At 43.3% G+C, this 17941-nt stretch carries 17 protein-coding genes and 1 tRNA gene; 13 read left to right on the forward strand and 5 right to left on the reverse strand.

What is annotated here, in order from left to right; genetic code table 11:
* The first annotated feature begins 11 nt into the window (after window positions 1–11).
* Window positions 12–290 carry a GlsB/YeaQ/YmgE family stress response membrane protein gene (locus AAFH98_RS05640; RefSeq protein WP_342521719.1) on the forward strand — a complete coding sequence of 93 codons (279 nt, stop codon included), beginning with the start codon at window positions 12–14 and terminating at the stop codon, window positions 288–290.
* A gap of 67 nt (window positions 291–357) precedes the next feature.
* On the opposite strand, the gene AAFH98_RS05645 is transcribed toward AAFH98_RS05640, so the two are convergent.
* Entirely contained in the window at window positions 358–882 is a 525-nt protein-coding gene (locus tag AAFH98_RS05645; protein WP_342521720.1) for a hypothetical protein, read from the reverse strand.
* A 95-nt stretch (window positions 883–977) separates the two neighbouring features.
* On the reverse strand, window positions 978–3374 hold the full coding sequence (locus AAFH98_RS05650) for a DUF5686 and carboxypeptidase-like regulatory domain-containing protein (protein WP_342521721.1): 2397 nt from the start codon (window positions 3372–3374) through the stop codon (window positions 978–980).
* 213 nt (window positions 3375–3587) lie between these two features.
* Between AAFH98_RS05650 and AAFH98_RS05655 the strand changes: the two genes are divergently transcribed.
* Window positions 3588–3660 (forward strand) — tRNA-Arg (locus AAFH98_RS05655).
* A 44-nt stretch (window positions 3661–3704) separates the two neighbouring features.
* Here AAFH98_RS05655 and AAFH98_RS05660 read toward each other — a convergent pair.
* Both AAFH98_RS05660 and AAFH98_RS05665 read right to left on the reverse strand, forming a co-directional pair.
* Window positions 3705–4031: a hypothetical protein gene (locus AAFH98_RS05660; RefSeq protein WP_342521722.1), complete on the reverse strand. Its 327-nt coding sequence runs from the start codon at window positions 4029–4031 to the stop codon at window positions 3705–3707.
* An 11-nt stretch (window positions 4032–4042) separates the two neighbouring features.
* Window positions 4043–5170 (reverse strand): serine hydrolase domain-containing protein, encoded by a 1128-nt coding sequence (locus tag AAFH98_RS05665; RefSeq protein ID WP_342521723.1) that lies wholly within the window; start codon window positions 5168–5170, stop codon window positions 4043–4045.
* A gap of 291 nt (window positions 5171–5461) precedes the next feature.
* Between AAFH98_RS05665 and AAFH98_RS05670 the strand changes: the two genes are divergently transcribed.
* From AAFH98_RS05670 to AAFH98_RS05710, 9 genes are all read left to right on the forward strand, one after another.
* Entirely contained in the window at window positions 5462–6340 is an 879-nt protein-coding gene (locus AAFH98_RS05670) for a hypothetical protein (RefSeq protein ID WP_342521724.1), read from the forward strand.
* Entirely contained in the window at window positions 6327–6779 is a 453-nt protein-coding gene (locus tag AAFH98_RS05675; protein WP_342521725.1) for a hypothetical protein, read from the forward strand. The genes AAFH98_RS05670 and AAFH98_RS05675 overlap by 14 nt, the downstream gene beginning before the upstream one ends.
* The gene (locus AAFH98_RS05680) at window positions 6763–7743 is read left to right on the forward strand and encodes an Acg family FMN-binding oxidoreductase (RefSeq protein ID WP_342521726.1); all 981 of its coding nucleotides are present in this window, start codon (window positions 6763–6765) and stop codon (window positions 7741–7743) included. The genes AAFH98_RS05675 and AAFH98_RS05680 overlap by 17 nt, the downstream gene beginning before the upstream one ends.
* A gap of 10 nt (window positions 7744–7753) precedes the next feature.
* Complete coding sequence (locus AAFH98_RS05685; protein WP_342521727.1) at window positions 7754–7933, forward strand: hypothetical protein; 180 nt, start codon at window positions 7754–7756, stop codon at window positions 7931–7933.
* The gene (locus AAFH98_RS05690) at window positions 7923–8987 is read left to right on the forward strand and encodes an alpha/beta fold hydrolase (protein ID WP_342521728.1); all 1065 of its coding nucleotides are present in this window, start codon (window positions 7923–7925) and stop codon (window positions 8985–8987) included. Before AAFH98_RS05685 ends, AAFH98_RS05690 begins: the two co-directional genes overlap by 11 nt.
* 41 nt (window positions 8988–9028) lie before the next feature.
* Entirely contained in the window at window positions 9029–10093 is a 1065-nt protein-coding gene (locus AAFH98_RS05695; RefSeq protein ID WP_342521729.1) for a BamA/TamA family outer membrane protein, read from the forward strand.
* Window positions 10094–10273: 180 nt separating this feature from the next.
* Window positions 10274–10510: a heavy-metal-associated domain-containing protein gene (locus AAFH98_RS05700; protein ID WP_342521730.1), complete on the forward strand. Its 237-nt coding sequence runs from the start codon at window positions 10274–10276 to the stop codon at window positions 10508–10510.
* Between the two features lie 105 nt (window positions 10511–10615).
* Window positions 10616–12676, forward strand: a complete 2061-nt coding sequence (locus AAFH98_RS05705) for a heavy metal translocating P-type ATPase (protein ID WP_342521731.1) — start codon at window positions 10616–10618, stop codon at window positions 12674–12676.
* A 150-nt stretch (window positions 12677–12826) separates the two neighbouring features.
* On the forward strand, window positions 12827–13048 hold the full coding sequence (locus tag AAFH98_RS05710) for a hypothetical protein (protein WP_342521732.1): 222 nt from the start codon (window positions 12827–12829) through the stop codon (window positions 13046–13048).
* 201 nt (window positions 13049–13249) lie between these two features.
* On the opposite strand, the gene AAFH98_RS05715 is transcribed toward AAFH98_RS05710, so the two are convergent.
* Window positions 13250–13858 carry a CPBP family intramembrane glutamic endopeptidase gene (locus AAFH98_RS05715; protein ID WP_342521733.1) on the reverse strand — a complete coding sequence of 203 codons (609 nt, stop codon included), beginning with the start codon at window positions 13856–13858 and terminating at the stop codon, window positions 13250–13252.
* A 171-nt stretch (window positions 13859–14029) separates the two neighbouring features.
* On the opposite strand from AAFH98_RS05715, the gene AAFH98_RS05720 reads away from it, so the two are divergent.
* Window positions 14030–15388, forward strand: coding sequence for a M28 family metallopeptidase (locus tag AAFH98_RS05720; RefSeq protein ID WP_342521734.1), 1359 nt, complete (start codon window positions 14030–14032; stop codon window positions 15386–15388).
* A 170-nt stretch (window positions 15389–15558) separates the two neighbouring features.
* A complete protein-coding gene (locus AAFH98_RS05725) occupies window positions 15559–17586 on the forward strand; it encodes a S9 family peptidase (RefSeq protein WP_342521735.1) in 2028 nt (675 codons plus the stop codon).
* Window positions 17587–17941 lie beyond the last annotated feature (355 nt).

Below are 17941 nucleotides of genomic sequence, written 5' to 3' on the forward strand. Positions count from 1 at the left end.
TAATATTAGATATGAGTTTTCTGCTATTGCTTATCATCGCTGCCATTTGTGGTGCTATTGGACAAAGTATTGCAGGATATTCCCTGGGCGGTTGTTTAATTACGACTGTCGTTGGATTTATTGGTGCATTAATAGGAAAATGGTTGGCAACAGAAATGGGGCTTCCCTATCTAATCCCAGTTGAAGTAAATGGGGAAACGTTTCCTATCATTTGGTCGATTTTTGGCTCGGCCCTGTTTGCGGTAACTATTGGAGTGATAACGAGAGGGAAGAGTCCAATGAAGAAATAGTTCAATTAACAAAAGCCTGATCAGAATATGATCAGGCCTTTATTTCTTTTAAAGAAGTAAAAATCAGTTAGTTGGAGCCGGAGAAATCCTGATTAAAGGGATTATTGTCAAATCCCGGGGTGACTTTGACAAAACCGTGCGATGTTGCGTTATGACAAGCATTACAGGCATCAACTAAATTAATAGTTTTTGCCCGAACCTCTTCCCAGTTTCTATTGGCTAATGCTGTTTCAACAGGTTCTACCGTGGGTTCGAATATTAGATTCATAAATCGTTTAATATCATAACCTTCGTATCCAGGAATATTTTCCTTAATTCCATCTGCAGCGGCTCGGACTTCATGAAAGTAGAACGTAGCTAATTCATGGTTTTCTGCTTCAACGGCTAACGAATATTTGTGCAAATATCGTTGTAGTTGCCCCATGGCATCAGCAAGTTCAGGTACATCGTCTTTCGCTTTTTGAATCTCTTGTGAAGGTTCGGAGGCATTAGTTTCAGAGTCGGGAGACGAGCACTGAATGAAGAAAAAGGTGCAAAAGGCCAATATGACAATTGAGGATAATTTCTGAACGGCACCAAGCGTATGATTCATGACAAAAAATATTTCGTTATTTAGAATGAATCCAAGTATATAAAAAAATAGGCTAAGGTGGAATGTTTATGTAGCGATTTTTGGAATATAGGGTGTCAGAACAATCTTGCTATACTAATATTCAACATAATAGCCGGCTGATCTAATCTGGTAGCGAGATCAATACGGAATACATCCAATATTCCATTTAGTGAAGCCCCGATCTCCCAGTGAATTTTCGGGGTGGTATAAGGTTGATAGATGCTGTTGGTAAAACGATTTGGTGATTGGATCCAGGTTTTCGCCATCCCGCCAAAAACAATAAATCCGATATCTCGATTTACAAGTGGTTGTATTCCTAAAACTTCAAAGGGAATTGTTCTAAAGTTATGTTCTGCCGAAAAGGAAATATATTGATCGCCTTCGTAGGGGCGATTGCGAAGGGTTTTCATCACTCCAAAAGGCGCAGTAGAACCAATAGTCCCATCAATGATACCCCATTTTTGTGGAGGGAGTGTTCCGCTATGGGTTCCTGCTTTGAGGTTGATATCGAGGGTATTGGATAAGAATCTACGTTGATAGAACGTAGGGAAAGACCAGGAAATAAGTCCGGCATACTTGGTAAAGTTAAAGTCACTTCCTATTGCATCGGATGTGTGTTCGATTTTGAGCCGTATTTTTTTCTGTCCGGTCACACCAAAGTTGTAGCCTTCATCCAGATTATAGCCAGTTATCAAATCTATCGATTGGAGAGTACCTTCTGGAATCTGGGGATTTATCCGAAAATTATCTGAGATGCCCAGTACATCATAAGCGGTGTTGGTTGATAAGGAGTTATGTTCTTGGCGGTTGAATCCCATTTCTGCAGAAAGCTTTTCGGGTAGTTCCCACGTCGAAAATAAACGGTAACCTTGGGATTTGTAGTAATCAAAATATCCTTGGTGTCCCATCAGGTTGGGAATGATAGTGTAATATGTATTGTAAATTGGTGATTGGAAACGAGTTTTTGTCCCAGAATAATAATCTCCGCTGATAGACGAAGAAATAAAGTCATTTTTGAGCCACTGTAATGAAAGTCCTCCACCGTAATTCCAGTCGTTGTATCCAGTACTATATCCAACGTTGGTTCTTAATTCCAACTCTTCAGCTGGATCAACGTTATAGCGTAATCCAACAAAAGCTTGATCTACACGATTATAACGTGCATCGGGTTTGATGCTGCCGGGGATATTATCCAAAAAGGAAAAGGGGCCGGAATTAGAATCATTACCGTCGTCCTCATCATCAATCATGTTGGCCAGAAAACCACTGGGTTTGAATGCTTTTTCCAGTGTTGCAGTACTATCGAGCGTGATATAGGCTTGTTTTTCGTCAGAGGACAAGGGGACGGTATTAACTTGCTGGGTGATCAGCGAATCGGATTGAACGGTCGTACTGTCAACGCTGAAGCGATCTTTATGTTCGTAGAGAGAGTCGGGCAGCGTGGTATTTATCTCGTAATTTGTGATGCGTGAAAGCTGTTTGAACTTGATCATGGGAAAATCGAGTCCCACAATTTTTATTTTAATATCCCCGCCGATTCGGACATCCACAGGCAGCCAAAAATCTTGTCCAAAATTATTGAACTGCTGTTGGTATGAGGTACTGAATGATTTTACAGGTGCAGGAAATTTAACGACGTCATTGGGTTCAAGGTCAACCTGGAGCAGGGCATATTCCCCGGCCAGCACGTAGGCTGTGCCTTTGAAAAGGGGTTGCAGCTTACGGGCTGGATTAACTTCAATTTTGTACACTGCCTGGCCATCAATGGATGTTTGATCAAGCAGTTTAAAATCGTAGTAATCGAGTGCATCAGGGTGAGTAATGCCCACCAGCTCGAACTCAGCAATTTCAATGTCATCATCATAAAAGTTGGGGAGGTAACTGACCCCAGCAAAATTACTTGCTGCTTCTATATTAGCCGTTTGTCGTTTAGACTTTTGTATCTCGCGGTGACCTTGCTGTTTATCCCAAAATACCTCAGAAACTGACTCGGTAATTGAAACAATGGCGGTGTCGTTCGATAATGATTGGCGGGTGTAGGCTTCTGCTGTATAGGTTTCGAGCTCTTTTCGCCATTGCTGTTTGCGTTTGATCACTTCGCGCATGATGCGCATGCCGGGATCTTCATCAGTGACCACAATTTCCTGCATTTCAGTGACTGATGGAGTAAGCGGTATATGCTGGTTGAATGATGAATTACGGGTAATTGACAGCTCTTTTGTTTCATATCCGATATAGCGGACAATGAGTGTGGCGGGAAGAAGAGAATCGGGAATCGTCAATGAAAACTCTCCGTTGCTATTGGTGATGGTACCCCTATATGTATTTTCGATCAGGATATTTGCCGAGGGTAGCGTTTCACCAGTTTTGATATCAGTGATGGTGCCGTTAATTGTTTTTTGGGCGTATACTGATGAGCTAATTAGTAGCAGGAGAAGGAGCAACGAAGCGGTTTTACTACTTATAGACATGGACAACATATTTTCTGAATCGGAAGGAAGGTTGTACTGGTTTTCGGATATTAAGTTACAGTAAAAGTAATAAAATACAGAAATCCGGTAGTTAGATTTAGAGGGAGGGCTGATGACTTCTGTATTCTGAATATTGAGACCTACGATTCCCTCTAAACACAACTTATATATTAGTAGCCAGTCTACTTATCGTTATAAATAACGGGCCAATTTGCCCCCATAGTTCAAGTGGATAGAACGGAGGTTTCCTAAACCTCAAATCCTGGTTCGATTCCGGGTGGGGGTACAGTCTCGGACAAACTTTTTTTAGATTCTACACCAATAGAGATTTCAAGAAAAGTATTTCCATAAAATAACTGTTAGGATTATAACGTTGGCTATCGTTCCAAACTTGGCATCTTGCCAGCTCATAAAAATGAGTACTTGTGAAAGCACAATGGCAACAATGCCTATTATAGGCCACCAATCAAGCTTGGTCCAATAAGCACTTGCGGTTCCCAGCATCAGTAAACAAGTGAGCAACCAGAAGAGTCCGGCTGTTTTGGAGATAGGAAGTGTCAACGCTTCAATTTCTGCGAGGTTGAAAGCTTTGACAAACCCCATCAGGTGGATAAGCCCGTGCATAAGAATAATTATTGATATAGATATTTTTAACATGATAGCCCCATTTAATTTGATGATTGCTCCACTGCTTTTTCCATACTTTTGAGTAGATCAAAACTCAGTGAATCGATATTCCCAGCATGGGAATGCCCGGCGGAGATATTCGATAAAACGATCACGCCCTTTTTGTCAGCAATATTCAACACCATGGATGAACGGTAGCCTCCTGTGCCTCCATTATGCCAATGCCAAGATGTTGTAGAATCTTGTTTTATGATGAACCAGCCGAGGCCTATATCCTTTTCTTCATCTATGGTGAACGTAGGTTCTTGTTGCAGTCTCATGACTTTGTTATCCGGATCAAAATTAGCCTCTCCATATTTAGCCAGATCCTCAGCCGTGGATAGAATGGCACCGGCGCCTGGAATGGCTCCCAGATCCCAGTTGGTAGTTGGGTTTCCTCGTTTATTGAGACCCGGCACGAGTTTATCTTCGACTAATGCTCGTTGGGTAGTAGAATACTGCATGTCCAGAGGACCAAAAATCTTCTGCTGTAGCATCTCCTCGTAGGATTTTCCCTCTATTTGTGTGAGTGCATATCCCAGGATGCCAGCCCCGATATTGGAATATTGAAAAGAGCTTCCATCTTCTTCGAGTTCCATTTCACTGCTCATGTACTCTCGTAGTTTTTCCTCATTGTAATCTCTGTAGGGATTATCCATATGCCAAAGCGATTCCCAAACAAAACCTGAAGGAATGCGAGGCAAGCCCGAGGTATGATTGGCTAATTCTTTAAATGTAATTTGGAGGCTGTCGTGCAGAGGGAAATCCAGATATGCCTGAATAGGGTGATTGAGCTGAAGTTTATTTTCGGTTGCCAGGTCTGCAAGCAAGGCAGCGGTAAATACCTTGGACAGTGACCCAATCTCAAATACGTTCGGCTGGTTACTAATGGTTTTTACCGTGTCATTCTCCCGTATTGCGCCGTAAAAGGTGGTTGTGCTATCATCAACCAATGCTATAGAAAGCTGGGTTTTGTTTGGAAAGTAACGGAGCGTTTGGAATATGCTGTCAAGTTGATTATTCGATATGTTGGAACGTGGTTGCAGGTTATTTACGGCAACGTCCGGATTGCTGATACTTCCACAGGCAGTGATAACTACAATCAATATAAAATAGAATAGGTTTCTCATAAGTATTAGAAGTGCAAAATATGTACCCAACTAATTTGAATACTTAGAAATGAAGAAAAAGATGAAAGGAGCATTGTAACGCTCTATTACTTTGTTGTGGTTTTTTGTTCAGATAATTCTACTGTGCATTAATGCATGACTTGTCAACTTGTAATTTGCAGGATTGCCATACTCAAAAGCCCACAGAAGCTGGTTTTGCTATAAGGAGTAATAATTAAGAGGCTATCTGAATGGCATTAATTTTGTAGTACAAATAAGTATAGAAGTAATCATCAAATAGGGATAAATAATATGAATAATAAGAAATCCATTACCCTGCTTTCCTCTATCATTATGATACTTGCTATTGTTGCTGCATCATCGGGTATTTTTTCGTCGGGTGGTCCGGGTCCGTATGCAATCGAAACCGTCCGCGGTGAAACAGTAACCGTTTATGGTACGGGGCTTTACAAGCACATGTCGCAGGATGTGGCACCACAGGGTATTGCCCAGGATTATATCACATTTTTTGTGGCTGTTCCTTTGTTATTGTTATCGCTTTTATGGGCGCGAAAAGGATCTACAAAAGGCCGCTACCTATTGGCGGGCACGCTCGGATATTTTTTAGTGACATATCTTTTTTACCTGGTGATGGGGATGTATAATATGATGTTTCTGGTTTATGTAGCGTTGTTGGGTACATCTTTTTTTGCCTTGGCACAGACATTGCTCTCCTTTGACGTGGATAACCTTGCCGACCGGTACAGAGAAGCAACACCGGTAAGATGGACAGGTGGATTCCTGATCTTTCAGAGCGTAGCTATTGCAGCTATGTGGCTGGGTATCGTGGTTCCGCCGCTACTGGATGGATCGATCATCCCTAAAGAGGTCGAGCATTACACTACGTTAATTGTACAGGGACTTGATCTGGGTTTATTGCTGCCGCTTGCATTTGTATCTGGACTGCTGTTTTGGAAAAAAAGACCGCTCGGATATCTACTTACTCCCGTCTACTTCATATTTCTGTCCATATTAATGACCGCTCTTACGGCAAAGGTCATTGCTATGGGACTGCTCGGACAACAGGTGATGCCAGCCATTGTGATTATTCCTCTTTTTGGGCTGATTTCAATTGGTTGTGTAATAGCCATTTTAAGGAATATAAAGGAGGATCATGATGAGCACATTTAAGTCAAAACCAGTAAGCTATTACCTTCTTCTGGCTTTTCTTGTTTTCCAGGGAATAAGTGGTCTTTTCGGTGGAGGGGCTCTTATATGGAATCCAACCGGCAGCGCATTACAGATGCCAATCAGTCTTCTTGAAGGATCGCTTTTCAGCGACTACCTGATTCCGGGAATTATTCTTTTCACGATTCTGGGGATTTTCCCGCTAATAGTGTGCCTTGGGTTGTGGCAGCGGAAACTCTGGGGATGGTGGGGAGCACTTTTGGTAAGTATGGCACTGATTATCTGGATAGGTGTTGAAATAGCAATGGTGGGTTATCATTCTGATCCGCCGCTACAGCTTATTTACGGATTATTGGCAATAGGTTTATTCATTATTGTTCAATTACCAGCTATACGTTTTTTATTTGAACCTAATTTTAGAAGAGATGGAACCCCTAACTGACTTAAAAGAAATCATCCGCTATGGAATACAAGCTCCTTCGGGACATAACACACAGCCATGGCTTTATTCTGTGAATGAAAATGAAATTAATCTTTACCCTGATTTCTCGCGTGCGCTGCCCGTAGTAGATAGTGACAATCATGCGCTTTACATCAGCTTGGGATGTGCCGCCGAAAATATTGTTATTGCCGCTACTTATTACGGGCTACAGGCCAATGTGAGTACCAATGAAGTAGAAGACAGTAAACCGTTTATTGTAATCTCTCTTGCTACCGACGATTCCATTAAAAAAGACCCGCTCTTTGCGTATATAGAAGACAGACAATCCACCAGAAATGAATATTCCGACTATAAGGTGCCGGAAGCTGATTTAAGTGTATTGAGCAATTCCTTTGAGCTTGAAGGCATTGAATTGATAGTCCTGACCGGAGAAAGTGAAATTAATAAATTGGAGCCACTTATTATTGAGGGGAGTAATAATCAGTTTCAAAACAGGGAGTTTGTCGAAGAGTTGGTTGACTGGTTTCGTTTTTCTAAGGCTGAAGCTGAAAAGAAAGGCGATGGTCTATGGATTAAGAGCATGGGTCTGCCCAATATGAACAGCTTTATCGGTAATATTGTGATGAAATATTTTGTTACTGCAAACAGTGAAGCTAAGCGCTGGAAGAAACTAATCGATGCAACTGCCGGGTTTGCTTTATTCACTGTAGATCAGAACGAAATTTCTCAATGGGTTACGCTTGGACGTGCTTTTCAGCGATTTGGACTTACAGCCACCAAATTGAATATCAGTCATGCCCATGTGAATATGCCGTGTGAGGAGTTAGAGGTAAGACAAAAACTTGTTGAGAAGTTTAATCTTGGTTCAAAACATCCGCTGCTACTTATCCGCTTTGGCTATTCGGATAAGATGCCGTATTCGTTTCGAAGGGATTTGGATCAGGTAATTTGTAACACAAAATGAGAGGTTTCCTATGAATATAAACGCCAGCTGGCATAAGAAGCATCCTATGCCAAAGAATCCAACAACAGAACAACGTATTGAATGGCATTTGGAGCATGTTAAAAACTGTGAATGCCGGGATATACCTGAAAAGTTAAAGGTAGAAATGGTCAAGCGTAACATTAGCTTTGAATCAAAAAATGAAAAATGATCTTCTTTCTTTTTCTGTAATGTGGAAAAAGAACTTATACCTATTAGGGTTTTTTGTGTTAGCAGGATGCGGGGCCCATACATCAAAAATTGATGCGCCAAATTCTGTGGCAGATTTGCTTGCGGTTGAAATTGGGGAGATGGAGCAGTGGCTCCTGATAAGAGGTGAAAATGCGGATAATCCCATCCTGCTTTGGCTTCACGGTGGACCAGGATCCGCCCAAATGCCAATCCACCATGCCTATACTAAAGAACTTGAAAAGGAATATATCGTTGTACACTGGGATCAGCGCGGTGCGGGGAAATCAAACCACAGCGGATTTCAAGAAGAGTCGATGAGTCTTGACCGCTTTATTCTGGATACACACGAAGTGACGCAATATTTGAAAAAGCGTTTCGACCGCGAAAAGATTTACCTTTTAGGTCATTCGTGGGGGACATTATTAGGTATTCATGTGGTGGACCGATATCCTGAAGATTATGATGCGTTTATTTCGGTCTCCCAAGTGGTAAATGCCCGTAAAGCCGACACGCTTTCTTATCAGTGGCTAGGTCAGGAGATAGAACAAGATGGATCTCGAAAAGAGAAGCGAAAGTTCAGGGAGCTCGGGAGTCCGCCGTTTGATAACCACGATCGGTTTGTTCAGTTTGCAAAAATGATTGATGCTTTTGGCGGTGGAATGGATGCAGGTTTTGTTACGCTTGCATGGAAAGCATTAGGGGCTGATGAATATACTTTCGCTGATTTTAAGCAATGGTTTAATGGCGCCAATCGGGGTAGCGGACCAATGTGGGTGGAAACTAATAACACCGATTTATTCACCGAAATTGATACTCTTGATGTGCCGGTACATTTTTTCACCGGTGCCAAGGATTACAATACTCCTCATGAGCTGGTCAAGGAGTATTATCGTTTTGTGGAAGCTCCTGAAGGTAAAGCACTGGTGGTTTTTGACCAATCTGCGCACACACCTTTTATAGCAGAACAAGATAAATTTAATGGGGAAGTGATAAACGTAAAGCGAATCAATGAGGTAAAAGAACCTTGGAAATAGCCCAAACCCAAATCATCCTCCCTTTATTGATAGTCCTATTTATGGGACTTGAAACAGTCAGCGCACAGGACAGCACTTCGGTGCAATCTGATTACAAAAATAAAGTGCTTTTGCTGCCGGCGATTGGTTCAAGTCCGGAGACAGGATTCATGTTTGGAGCTGTGGTGGTTCCGCAATTTAAAGTTGGAGCGGCCGACCAAAAAACGCGCTCCTCAAGCATAATGATGTCGGCTATTTATACAACGAAGAACCAAATTCTTGTGAGTGTACTACCTGATATTATTTTGCCGGAAGAATTGTGGATGTTAAACGGAAATTATTTTGTCAATTATTTCCCGGAAAGCTACTGGGGTGTGGGACCTTTTACAACAGAGTCTAATGAACTTACAGTGCTCTATACTCAAATCAACTTGGAACAGAACGCGTTGCGACAAATTCGCCCGGGGTTTTTTGCCGGTCCGTACCTGCGCTGGTCGAAGTTATATAATCTTAAATTTGAAAATACCGAAGGAGAACGGGTGGCTATTCCCGGGGATATAGATGCTTATAAAAATATCGCAGCAGGAATAGGCTGGATCGCGCGATGGGATCGCCGAAATAGTAACATGACTCCGACTGAAAATCGCTTCGTGCAGTTTTCGCTGCTGGGAAATCCTTCATGGCTGGGCAACTCCCGTTCTTTTACATTTTATGAGCTGGATGCCCGGAAATACATTCCACTGAGTAGTAGCGTTCGTTCTGTTCTGGCGATACAAAGCCTTATTCAGCTTAATTCCGGGAGTCCTCCGTTCAACGATATGGCAATGGTTGGTGGTGATCGTATCAACAGGGGGTATTACGGGGGGCGCTATCGAGATCAAAATTCGGCCCAAATCCAAGGGGAACTCCGACAGCATGCCATAGGAAGATTCGGTTTTACTGTGTTTGCTGGAACCGGAGAAGTTTGGGATCGCTTTGATTCGTTTACTTTGAGAAATTATAAGTGGACCGCCGGCGCGGGATTGCGGTTTAATATCAATAAAGACGACCCTACCAACGTACGGATTGATTTTGGCGTGAGTAAAGAGTCTGTAGGGTTTTATTTACAGTTTGGAGAAGCATTTTAATAAGTAGATAACAAAAGCTCTTTTGAAAGTAGTGGGTAATAGCTCCTTTCTTATATATCTATACAAAATATATACCACCCAAAAATTTTGTAACATTTATTCAGAATCCTGTAACGTGGGCCTGCCTTGAAACACTTAGGTTATGATCGAAATAACACTGAATACTAAAGGATATTAGTTATGAGTACACAAGAAGTATCAACTAAGCAAATAACCATAAATATTGGCGGAATGGGATGCTCCGGATGCGCCAATACCATACAGGAAGCCCTTGCAAGCAAAGAAGGTGCTGTTGAAGCAGCTGTGGATCTGGAATCCGGCACAGCTTTGGTGACCTATAATCCGGATGCTGTTTCTACAGATGATTTTGAACAAGCCATCAAAGAAGCCGGCTATGATTTTGTAGGTATTAAATAACTTGCCAGCGCTACTGTCTTGTATCAATTCACTTACGAAAGTAACGCTAACATTATTGAGGGACATTCTATGACTAACGACCATAGTCAACATCAAGAACATGATATGAAGCAGGATCACCGAGATCATCAGCATGACAACGACGATGATCATAAAGGTCATGAAGGAAACGCTGATCATAGCGATCACGATCACGGGGATCATGGCGGACACTCTCACCGCGAACACCACAAGCAGATGGTGCAAGATTTCAAGTTCCGTTTTTGGTGGGTACTTGTGCTGACCCTGCCCATCCTGGCGCTCTCTCCAATGATCCAACATTTTCTGGGGGTAGAATGGAAATTTTCCGGTGATTCCTGGATTCTCGCTGTACTGTCAAGCGTCGTCTTTTTCTTCGGCGGGTGGCCGTTCCTCAGCGGACTGGTGGATGAACTGAAGAAAAAGCAGCCCGGCATGATGACGCTGATCGGTTTGGCTATCTCCATCGCCTATTTTTACAGCACGGCCGTGGTGTTTGGGTTCGAAGGCGACCTGCTGTACTGGGAACTTTCTACTCTTGTTGGAATTATGTTGTTGGGCCACTGGGTGGAGATGCGCTCGGTATTAAGCGCATCCTCTGCGCTGGAAGAACTGGCGGAACTTTTACCCGGCCAGGCACATCGCGTGAAAGAGGACGGCTCCACAGAAGATGTGCCTGTCGAAGAATTGAAGCAAGGTGACAGAGTACTCATCAAACCGGGTGAGAAAATTCCTGCTGATGGCAACGTAGTGAAAGGAGAATCGAGTGTGAATGAAGCGATGCTCACCGGAGAATCGAAGCCGGTGGACAAGGCCAAAGGCGATGAAGTGATCGGCGGTTCGGTCAATGAAAAAGGTTCGCTAACGATCGAAATTTCCAAGACCGGCGATGACTCCTTTTTGTCCCAGGTTATGAATTTGGTAGAGGAGGCACAGCAAAGTAAATCCCGCACCCAGGATCTGGCGAATCGTGCGGCTTTCTGGCTGACCATTGTGGCCATTTCCGCCGGACTTATTACCTTTGGAGCCTGGGTGTTCTTCACCGGACAAAGTTTTGATTTTGCCATGAATCGCACCGTGGCTGTGATGGTCATTACCTGCCCCCATGCATTAGGCCTCGCTATCCCATTGGTTGTTTCCCGTTCCACCAGTATTGCCGCGACCAATGGATTTCTTATTCGTGATCGTGCCGCCTTTGAGCAGGCCCGAAACTTGGATGCCGTTATCTTCGACAAAACCGGAACGCTGACAGAAGGCACTTTCACTGTTACTGACATTCTCAATTTTGGAAATGATTTCACCGATGATGAGATCCTAAAATATGCTGCTTCGCTGGAAACCAATTCCGAGCACCCGCTGGCGAAGGGGATTCTTGAAAAAGCGGACGAGACTTGGGAACCGGACGAATTTAATTCCATCACCGGAAAAGGAATTGAAGGAACTGTGAATAGGAAGTCGGTAAAAGTGGTAAGTCCTGGTTATATCCGCGAGCATGAATTGAGTTACCGGGAAGAAGAGGTTGAGGAAATATCTTCGCAGGGAAAAACTGTGGTCTTTGTGATCATTGACGATCAACTGGCCGGAGCGATTGCGCTGGGTGATGAGATTCGAGAATCCTCCAAACATGCCATCAATGCCCTGCACGAGATGGGTATCGAATGCATCATGCTCACCGGGGATAACAAGCAGACTGCTGAATATGTTGCCAAAGAACTGGGCATCGATCAGGTGTTTGCTGAAGTGCTACCCGATGAAAAGGCCGATAAGGTAAAAGAAGTACAAAATCAGGGCAAGCTGGTTGCCATGACCGGCGATGGCGTAAATGACGCTCCCGCATTGGCAACGGCTGATGTGGGCATTGCCATTGGAGCTGGCTCGGATGTGGCGGTGGAAACCGGCGATATTGTGCTGGTGAAAGACAATCCCGAAGATGTGACGGCGCTCATCAAACTCTCCAAAGCGACCTACCGAAAAATGGTGCAGAACCTGTGGTGGGCATCGGGCTATAACATTGGAGCAATCCCGCTGGCGGCCGGGGCACTATATACCTTTGGCATTATCTTAAGTCCTGCGTTAGGCGCTATTTTGATGTCTTTGAGTACCGTGATTGTAGCGATTAATGCTCGATTCCTGAAGATGGAAACATAGGATCTGTGTGGTAATCATAGTTTTATCGCCATGAACAAACAAGCAAATACGGAACGAATCGACGAAATTCTTTCAGACTGGTAAGATACCATCGGTTTTGATTTTGCCGGGTATAGGAATCATGTGGTTCGCATGGTTACCTTCTGCTTCATGCTGAACGACTGTCCTTCCGAGCAGCAGCAAAAAATAGAAATTGCCGTCTGTTTTCATGATATCGAGATCTGGACCGAAGAAATCAAAGTAATGATTCTCAGACACCACAAAATCAGAAAAATTGAAGAGTATGATTCGCCGCTAATAGAACTATTTCGGAAAGGAGATGTGGTTGATTTCTCGTTGGGGCTGGTCCGGTTCGGGTTACCAAAAGAGTAAGTTCGAAAAGTGTAACGAACCAATTTTTCAATGAAATTTTCATAAGATGCTGCTCAAAAGAACGGCCAAACAAACGTTGAAGAACCCTCTTAATCCCTTGCCGATGATGAAGTAGTAAAATGATGGCATTGGAATCGTACTGATATTTGCACCAGTTATATTCCCAAATTCCTTCCTGAAGAATTCGTTTTCACCCCTTCTTTATTCCTTACCTTTTTGTACTAATTGCAACATAATTACGTCATAAATAGCATGGGCACTCATGGCAGCGATAAGTCCAGCGTGTTCAAAAAGGTATCCCAACATCATGCTGAGGCTAAACATCATCACGCCAAAAATAATGTGACCGATAGATTTAAATTTAAAGTAGCCGTGGATGCCAATAAAAATAGCGGAAGTTACCCAGTTGCCAAGTAGTGGTTGAATGGCACCGCGAAAAAGCAGTTCTTCACCAGTTCCTGCAAAGGCTGATAGCTGAACACGGTCAAAATTGGTGAGATTCATTTTCGAAATTGCCTCTACGATATAAAAATCATTAAGCACGTCGGCTACCGGCGGACGCTTAATGGTAAATCCGATGATCCCCGCTGCTAAGATACCGGATAGTATCCCAATTAAAAGTTGAAAGCTGGGTGAGTAGCCGTGTTCAAAAGCGGTGAATACGTTTTCATCGTGGATATATTGGAAAATAAGAAAAGCGATTAGAAGGTAGGTTAATGCTGAAAGAATGGAGAGTAGCATTAACTCCTTGCTCGATATTTGTCGAGTATTATTGGTTGTGGACTCTAAGCTGTTTTCTTCGTTTGTCATAAGAGATTCTATGGGCCGCTAATTTCTGTAAAATCATCATTGATGGCGGTAACGATTCCAAAAGTATTAATTTGTAAAACCAATTCGCATAAAAGTTCGAATTATGTAAGTTTTGGAAAGCACTACTGGTTATAGTGTACTCCAAATTATTTTAAATAAACTACTTTTATAATGAAACGATTATTGCTCTTTCCACTACTTTTCTTCTTTGCGTTTTTTCAGAATGCTCAGGCACAGGATTTTACGATTGATCCCCAGATGTATGAAATTATTGATGCGGTAAGTGCTGATCGGTTGGAATCCGATATTCGAACCCTGGCTGATTTTGGGACGCGCCATACGATGTCGGATACTACTTCATCCGATCGTGGCATTGGCGCTGCTCGTAGATGGATTAAACAGGAATTTGAAAAAATTAGCGAAGAGTGCGGCGGTTGCCTTGAGGTTAAATATCAGCGTACCCTTGTGGAGGCTGATCCCGACAGTCGCATTGATGAAGATACGTGGGTGGTAAACGTGTACGCCGTGCTGAAAGGTAATACGCATCCCAATAACTACGTGATTATGAGTGGGGATATAGACAGCCGTGCCTCTGATATTATGGATGAAGAAATTGATGCACCGGGCGCCAATGATAATGCTACTGGAATGGCGGGGGCTATCGAACTCGCACGGGTGCTATCCAATTATGAGTTTGAAAACAGCATTATTTTGGCCGGGCTTTCGGGCGAAGAACAGGGGCTTTATGGCGGAGGTCATATGGCTGAGATGGCCAAAGAAGAAGGATGGAACATCATCGGCGTTCTCAATAATGATATGATCGGAAATATTGAGGGCGTTGATGGGGTAATTGATAATCGTGAATTTCGCATCTTCTCAGAGCCTTATTCTTCTCAGGCCTCTGAGCGTGATCTACAGATGAAGCGTTTTTACGGTGGAGAAAATGATGGCATTTCGCGACAGTTAGCACGCTATATTTACGAAACCACTGAGCTTTATATGCCACAGATGGATCCGATGCTGATTTATCGTTTGGATCGTTTTGGCCGTGGCGGGCATCATCGCCCATTTAACGAAGCCGGATTTGCCGGTGTTCGAATTATGGAGGCCCATGAAAATTATACGCAGCAGCATCAGGATATCCGCACCGAAGATGGTATTGAATATGGGGACGTAATTGAGCACGTTAATTTCGAATATGCCAAGAAATTAACAGCTGTGAATGCGCTTGCTATGGCCTCATTAGCCAAAGCTCCACCTGCGCCCAAAAATGTTGAAATTGGCGGCGCAGTTCAGCCGTCAACGACGTTGCGTTGGGAAAAACCTGATAGTGACCTCATTAAGGGGTATAAAATTTATTGGCGGCCAACATCTGAATCTCTTTGGGAAAGTCAGCGATATGTAGGAAATGTGAGTGAATTTACACTCGAAAATATTGTCATTGACAATTACCTTTTTGGGGTTTCGGCCGTAGGTAAAAATGGACACGAAAGCGTGGTTTCTTATCCATCAGGGTTGATACGAGATTAAGGTTTCTGTAACTCTCATCTCCGATTTCGATGCAATGGGGATACTGCTGGTTCCGAAGCGGAGCATCGGAACCAGATAAGATTTTTAATTAATGTACTATCTTGTCCGCCAGCCGGCGGATGAGGAAACCCTCATTTTTGATTTTTAATTCATCATCTAAATAAATAATCATGAAAAAACGAATTCTCTCTATGTTGGTAGTGGTCTTGGCTTTGGTTTATTCCAATCAGGCCGTTGCCCAATCGGACGTGTTGACGCTCGAAAATGTCTTTGATCTGGAATACGTATCGGATACGCGAATTTCACCGGACGGTGAACAGGTAGTTTACCAGCGTAACTTTATGGATATCATGGAAGATCAGCGGCGTTCTAATTTATGGATTGTGAATGCGGATGGTAGTCGTCATCGTCCGTTAACCTCGGGCAATAATAACAACTTTTCACCACGATGGTCGCCCAGTGGAGATCGGCTATTATTTGCATCTACCCAGAGTGGTTCCAATGAGTTATACATTCGTTGGATGGATACGGGTGAAACAGCAAAGATTACAAATCTGGTACAATCTCCTGGTTCTATAAGTTGGTCGCCTAATGGTGACTATATCGCATTTACCATGTTTGTGCCTGTCAGTGATAAGCCGATGGTTTCGTTGCCCGGAAAGCCTAATGGAGCAAACTGGGCTGACCCGGCAAATGTTATTGATGACCTCGAATATCGGCGCGATGGGGCTTCGGGATTTGTCAAAGATGGCTTTACGCATGTGTTTGTCATTCCTGCCGAGGGAGGAACACCCCGACAAATTACGGAAGGAGACTATAACCACAGTGCTCCTGAATGGACGGCTGATGGAGAACATCTTATAATATCGTCTAACCGAAAAGAAGATTGGCAATATAATGAGCGCGATACCGAGCTTTATAAGGTTTCTGTTGATGATGGTACGATGACACAGCTTACTGATCGGCGTGGTCCAGACTACGGCGCAACGATTTCGCCCGACGGAGAGCAGATTGCCTACCTTGGTTATGATGACACGATGGAAAGTTATCAGCTAAGCAATGCTTATGTGATGAATGCGGATGGCTCTGGGAAATGGTCGTTGACCGATAATTTTGATCGTAGCGTAAGTAATTTGCAATGGGCTGATGATGGAAGCGGCGTATTTGTACAGTATGATGATGAAGGCAATGGAAAGGTTGGATTTTTGTCTTTGAATGGAGATGGTGAAGTTCAAAAAATTCTTGATGATCGTGGAGGCACAACGATTGGGCGACCCTATGGCAGTGGTTCTTATACTACAGCGAATGAAAGAATTGCCTATACGTATGCCACTCCGTCACATCCCGGAGATGTTGCCGTAGCGAATAAAACCGGCGAAATGAGGCGATTGACACAGGTCAATAAGGATTTGTTTGGGCATAAGACGCTGGGCGAAGTGGAAGAGATTTGGTACGAATCTTCTTATGACGGACAACAAATTCAGGGTTGGGTGGTAAAGCCGCCACACTTTGATCCTGATAAAAAGTATCCGTTGATTTTAGAAATTCACGGCGGTCCGCATACCAATTACGGTGATCGTTTTACAGCTGAGCTACAATTGATGGCAGCGCAGGGATATGTGGTTCTGTATATCAATCCGCGTGGAAGTACCAGCTACGGCAAAGCGTTTGGTAATTATATAGATAAAAACTATCCCAGCGAAGACCACGATGATTTAATGTCCGGTGTAGATGCGGTGATTGATAAAGGTTATGTGGATACTGATAGCCTCTATGTTACTGGGGGTAGTGGTGGCGGAGTGCTGTCGGCCTGGGCGATTGGCAAGACTGACCGCTTTAATGCAGCAGTCGTGGCAAAGCCAGTGATTAATTGGTATAGTTTTGTGTTGACCTCAGATGGTTCTTCATATCACAAGTATTGGTTCCCTGGTTTCCCATGGGAAAATCGCGATCACTATATGGATCGTTCACCGATTTCGCTGGTGGGCAATGTCACGACGCCTACAATGTTGCTTACCGGTGAGCAAGATTATCGTACGCCTATGTCTGAAACGGAGCAATATTACAGGGCCCTGCAGCTGCAAAAAGTGGAATCAGCAATGGTCCGTATTCCAGGTTCCGGTCATGGTATTGCCAGCCGACCCAGTAACCTGATGAGCAAGGTTGCACATATTTTAGAGTGGTTTGATCGCTATTAATATTTGTTGTGACTGATAATATAAGCCCCGGTAGGTATTCTGCCGGGGCTTTTTATTTTGGGATATCAATAAGTGTTACTATGGATTTATCTGATCGCAATCTGTCCCTTAGATTCTGAAATGAATTCAAGATGACAAGAATAGAAGTTTTTGGGTAATGTAATCCCAGAAAAGAAAAAAGCGAGCTGTAGTTTGCGTTTGTTTTGGGAGTGTTAGAGAGATGTTTAATGATTCATATAAAATAGATTGTAGGCTCGGCCAAGTAATCATCATGATGGTGGATGGATCAATAATGTTAAAACATATATCTCTGGTTCAACTATTCTATCAAATAAGTTTCCATCCGATTTTAATG

Source organism: Fodinibius sp. Rm-B-1B1-1 (assembly GCF_038594945.1).
Lineage (GTDB): Bacteria > Bacteroidota > Rhodothermia > Balneolales > Balneolaceae > Fodinibius > Fodinibius alkaliphilus.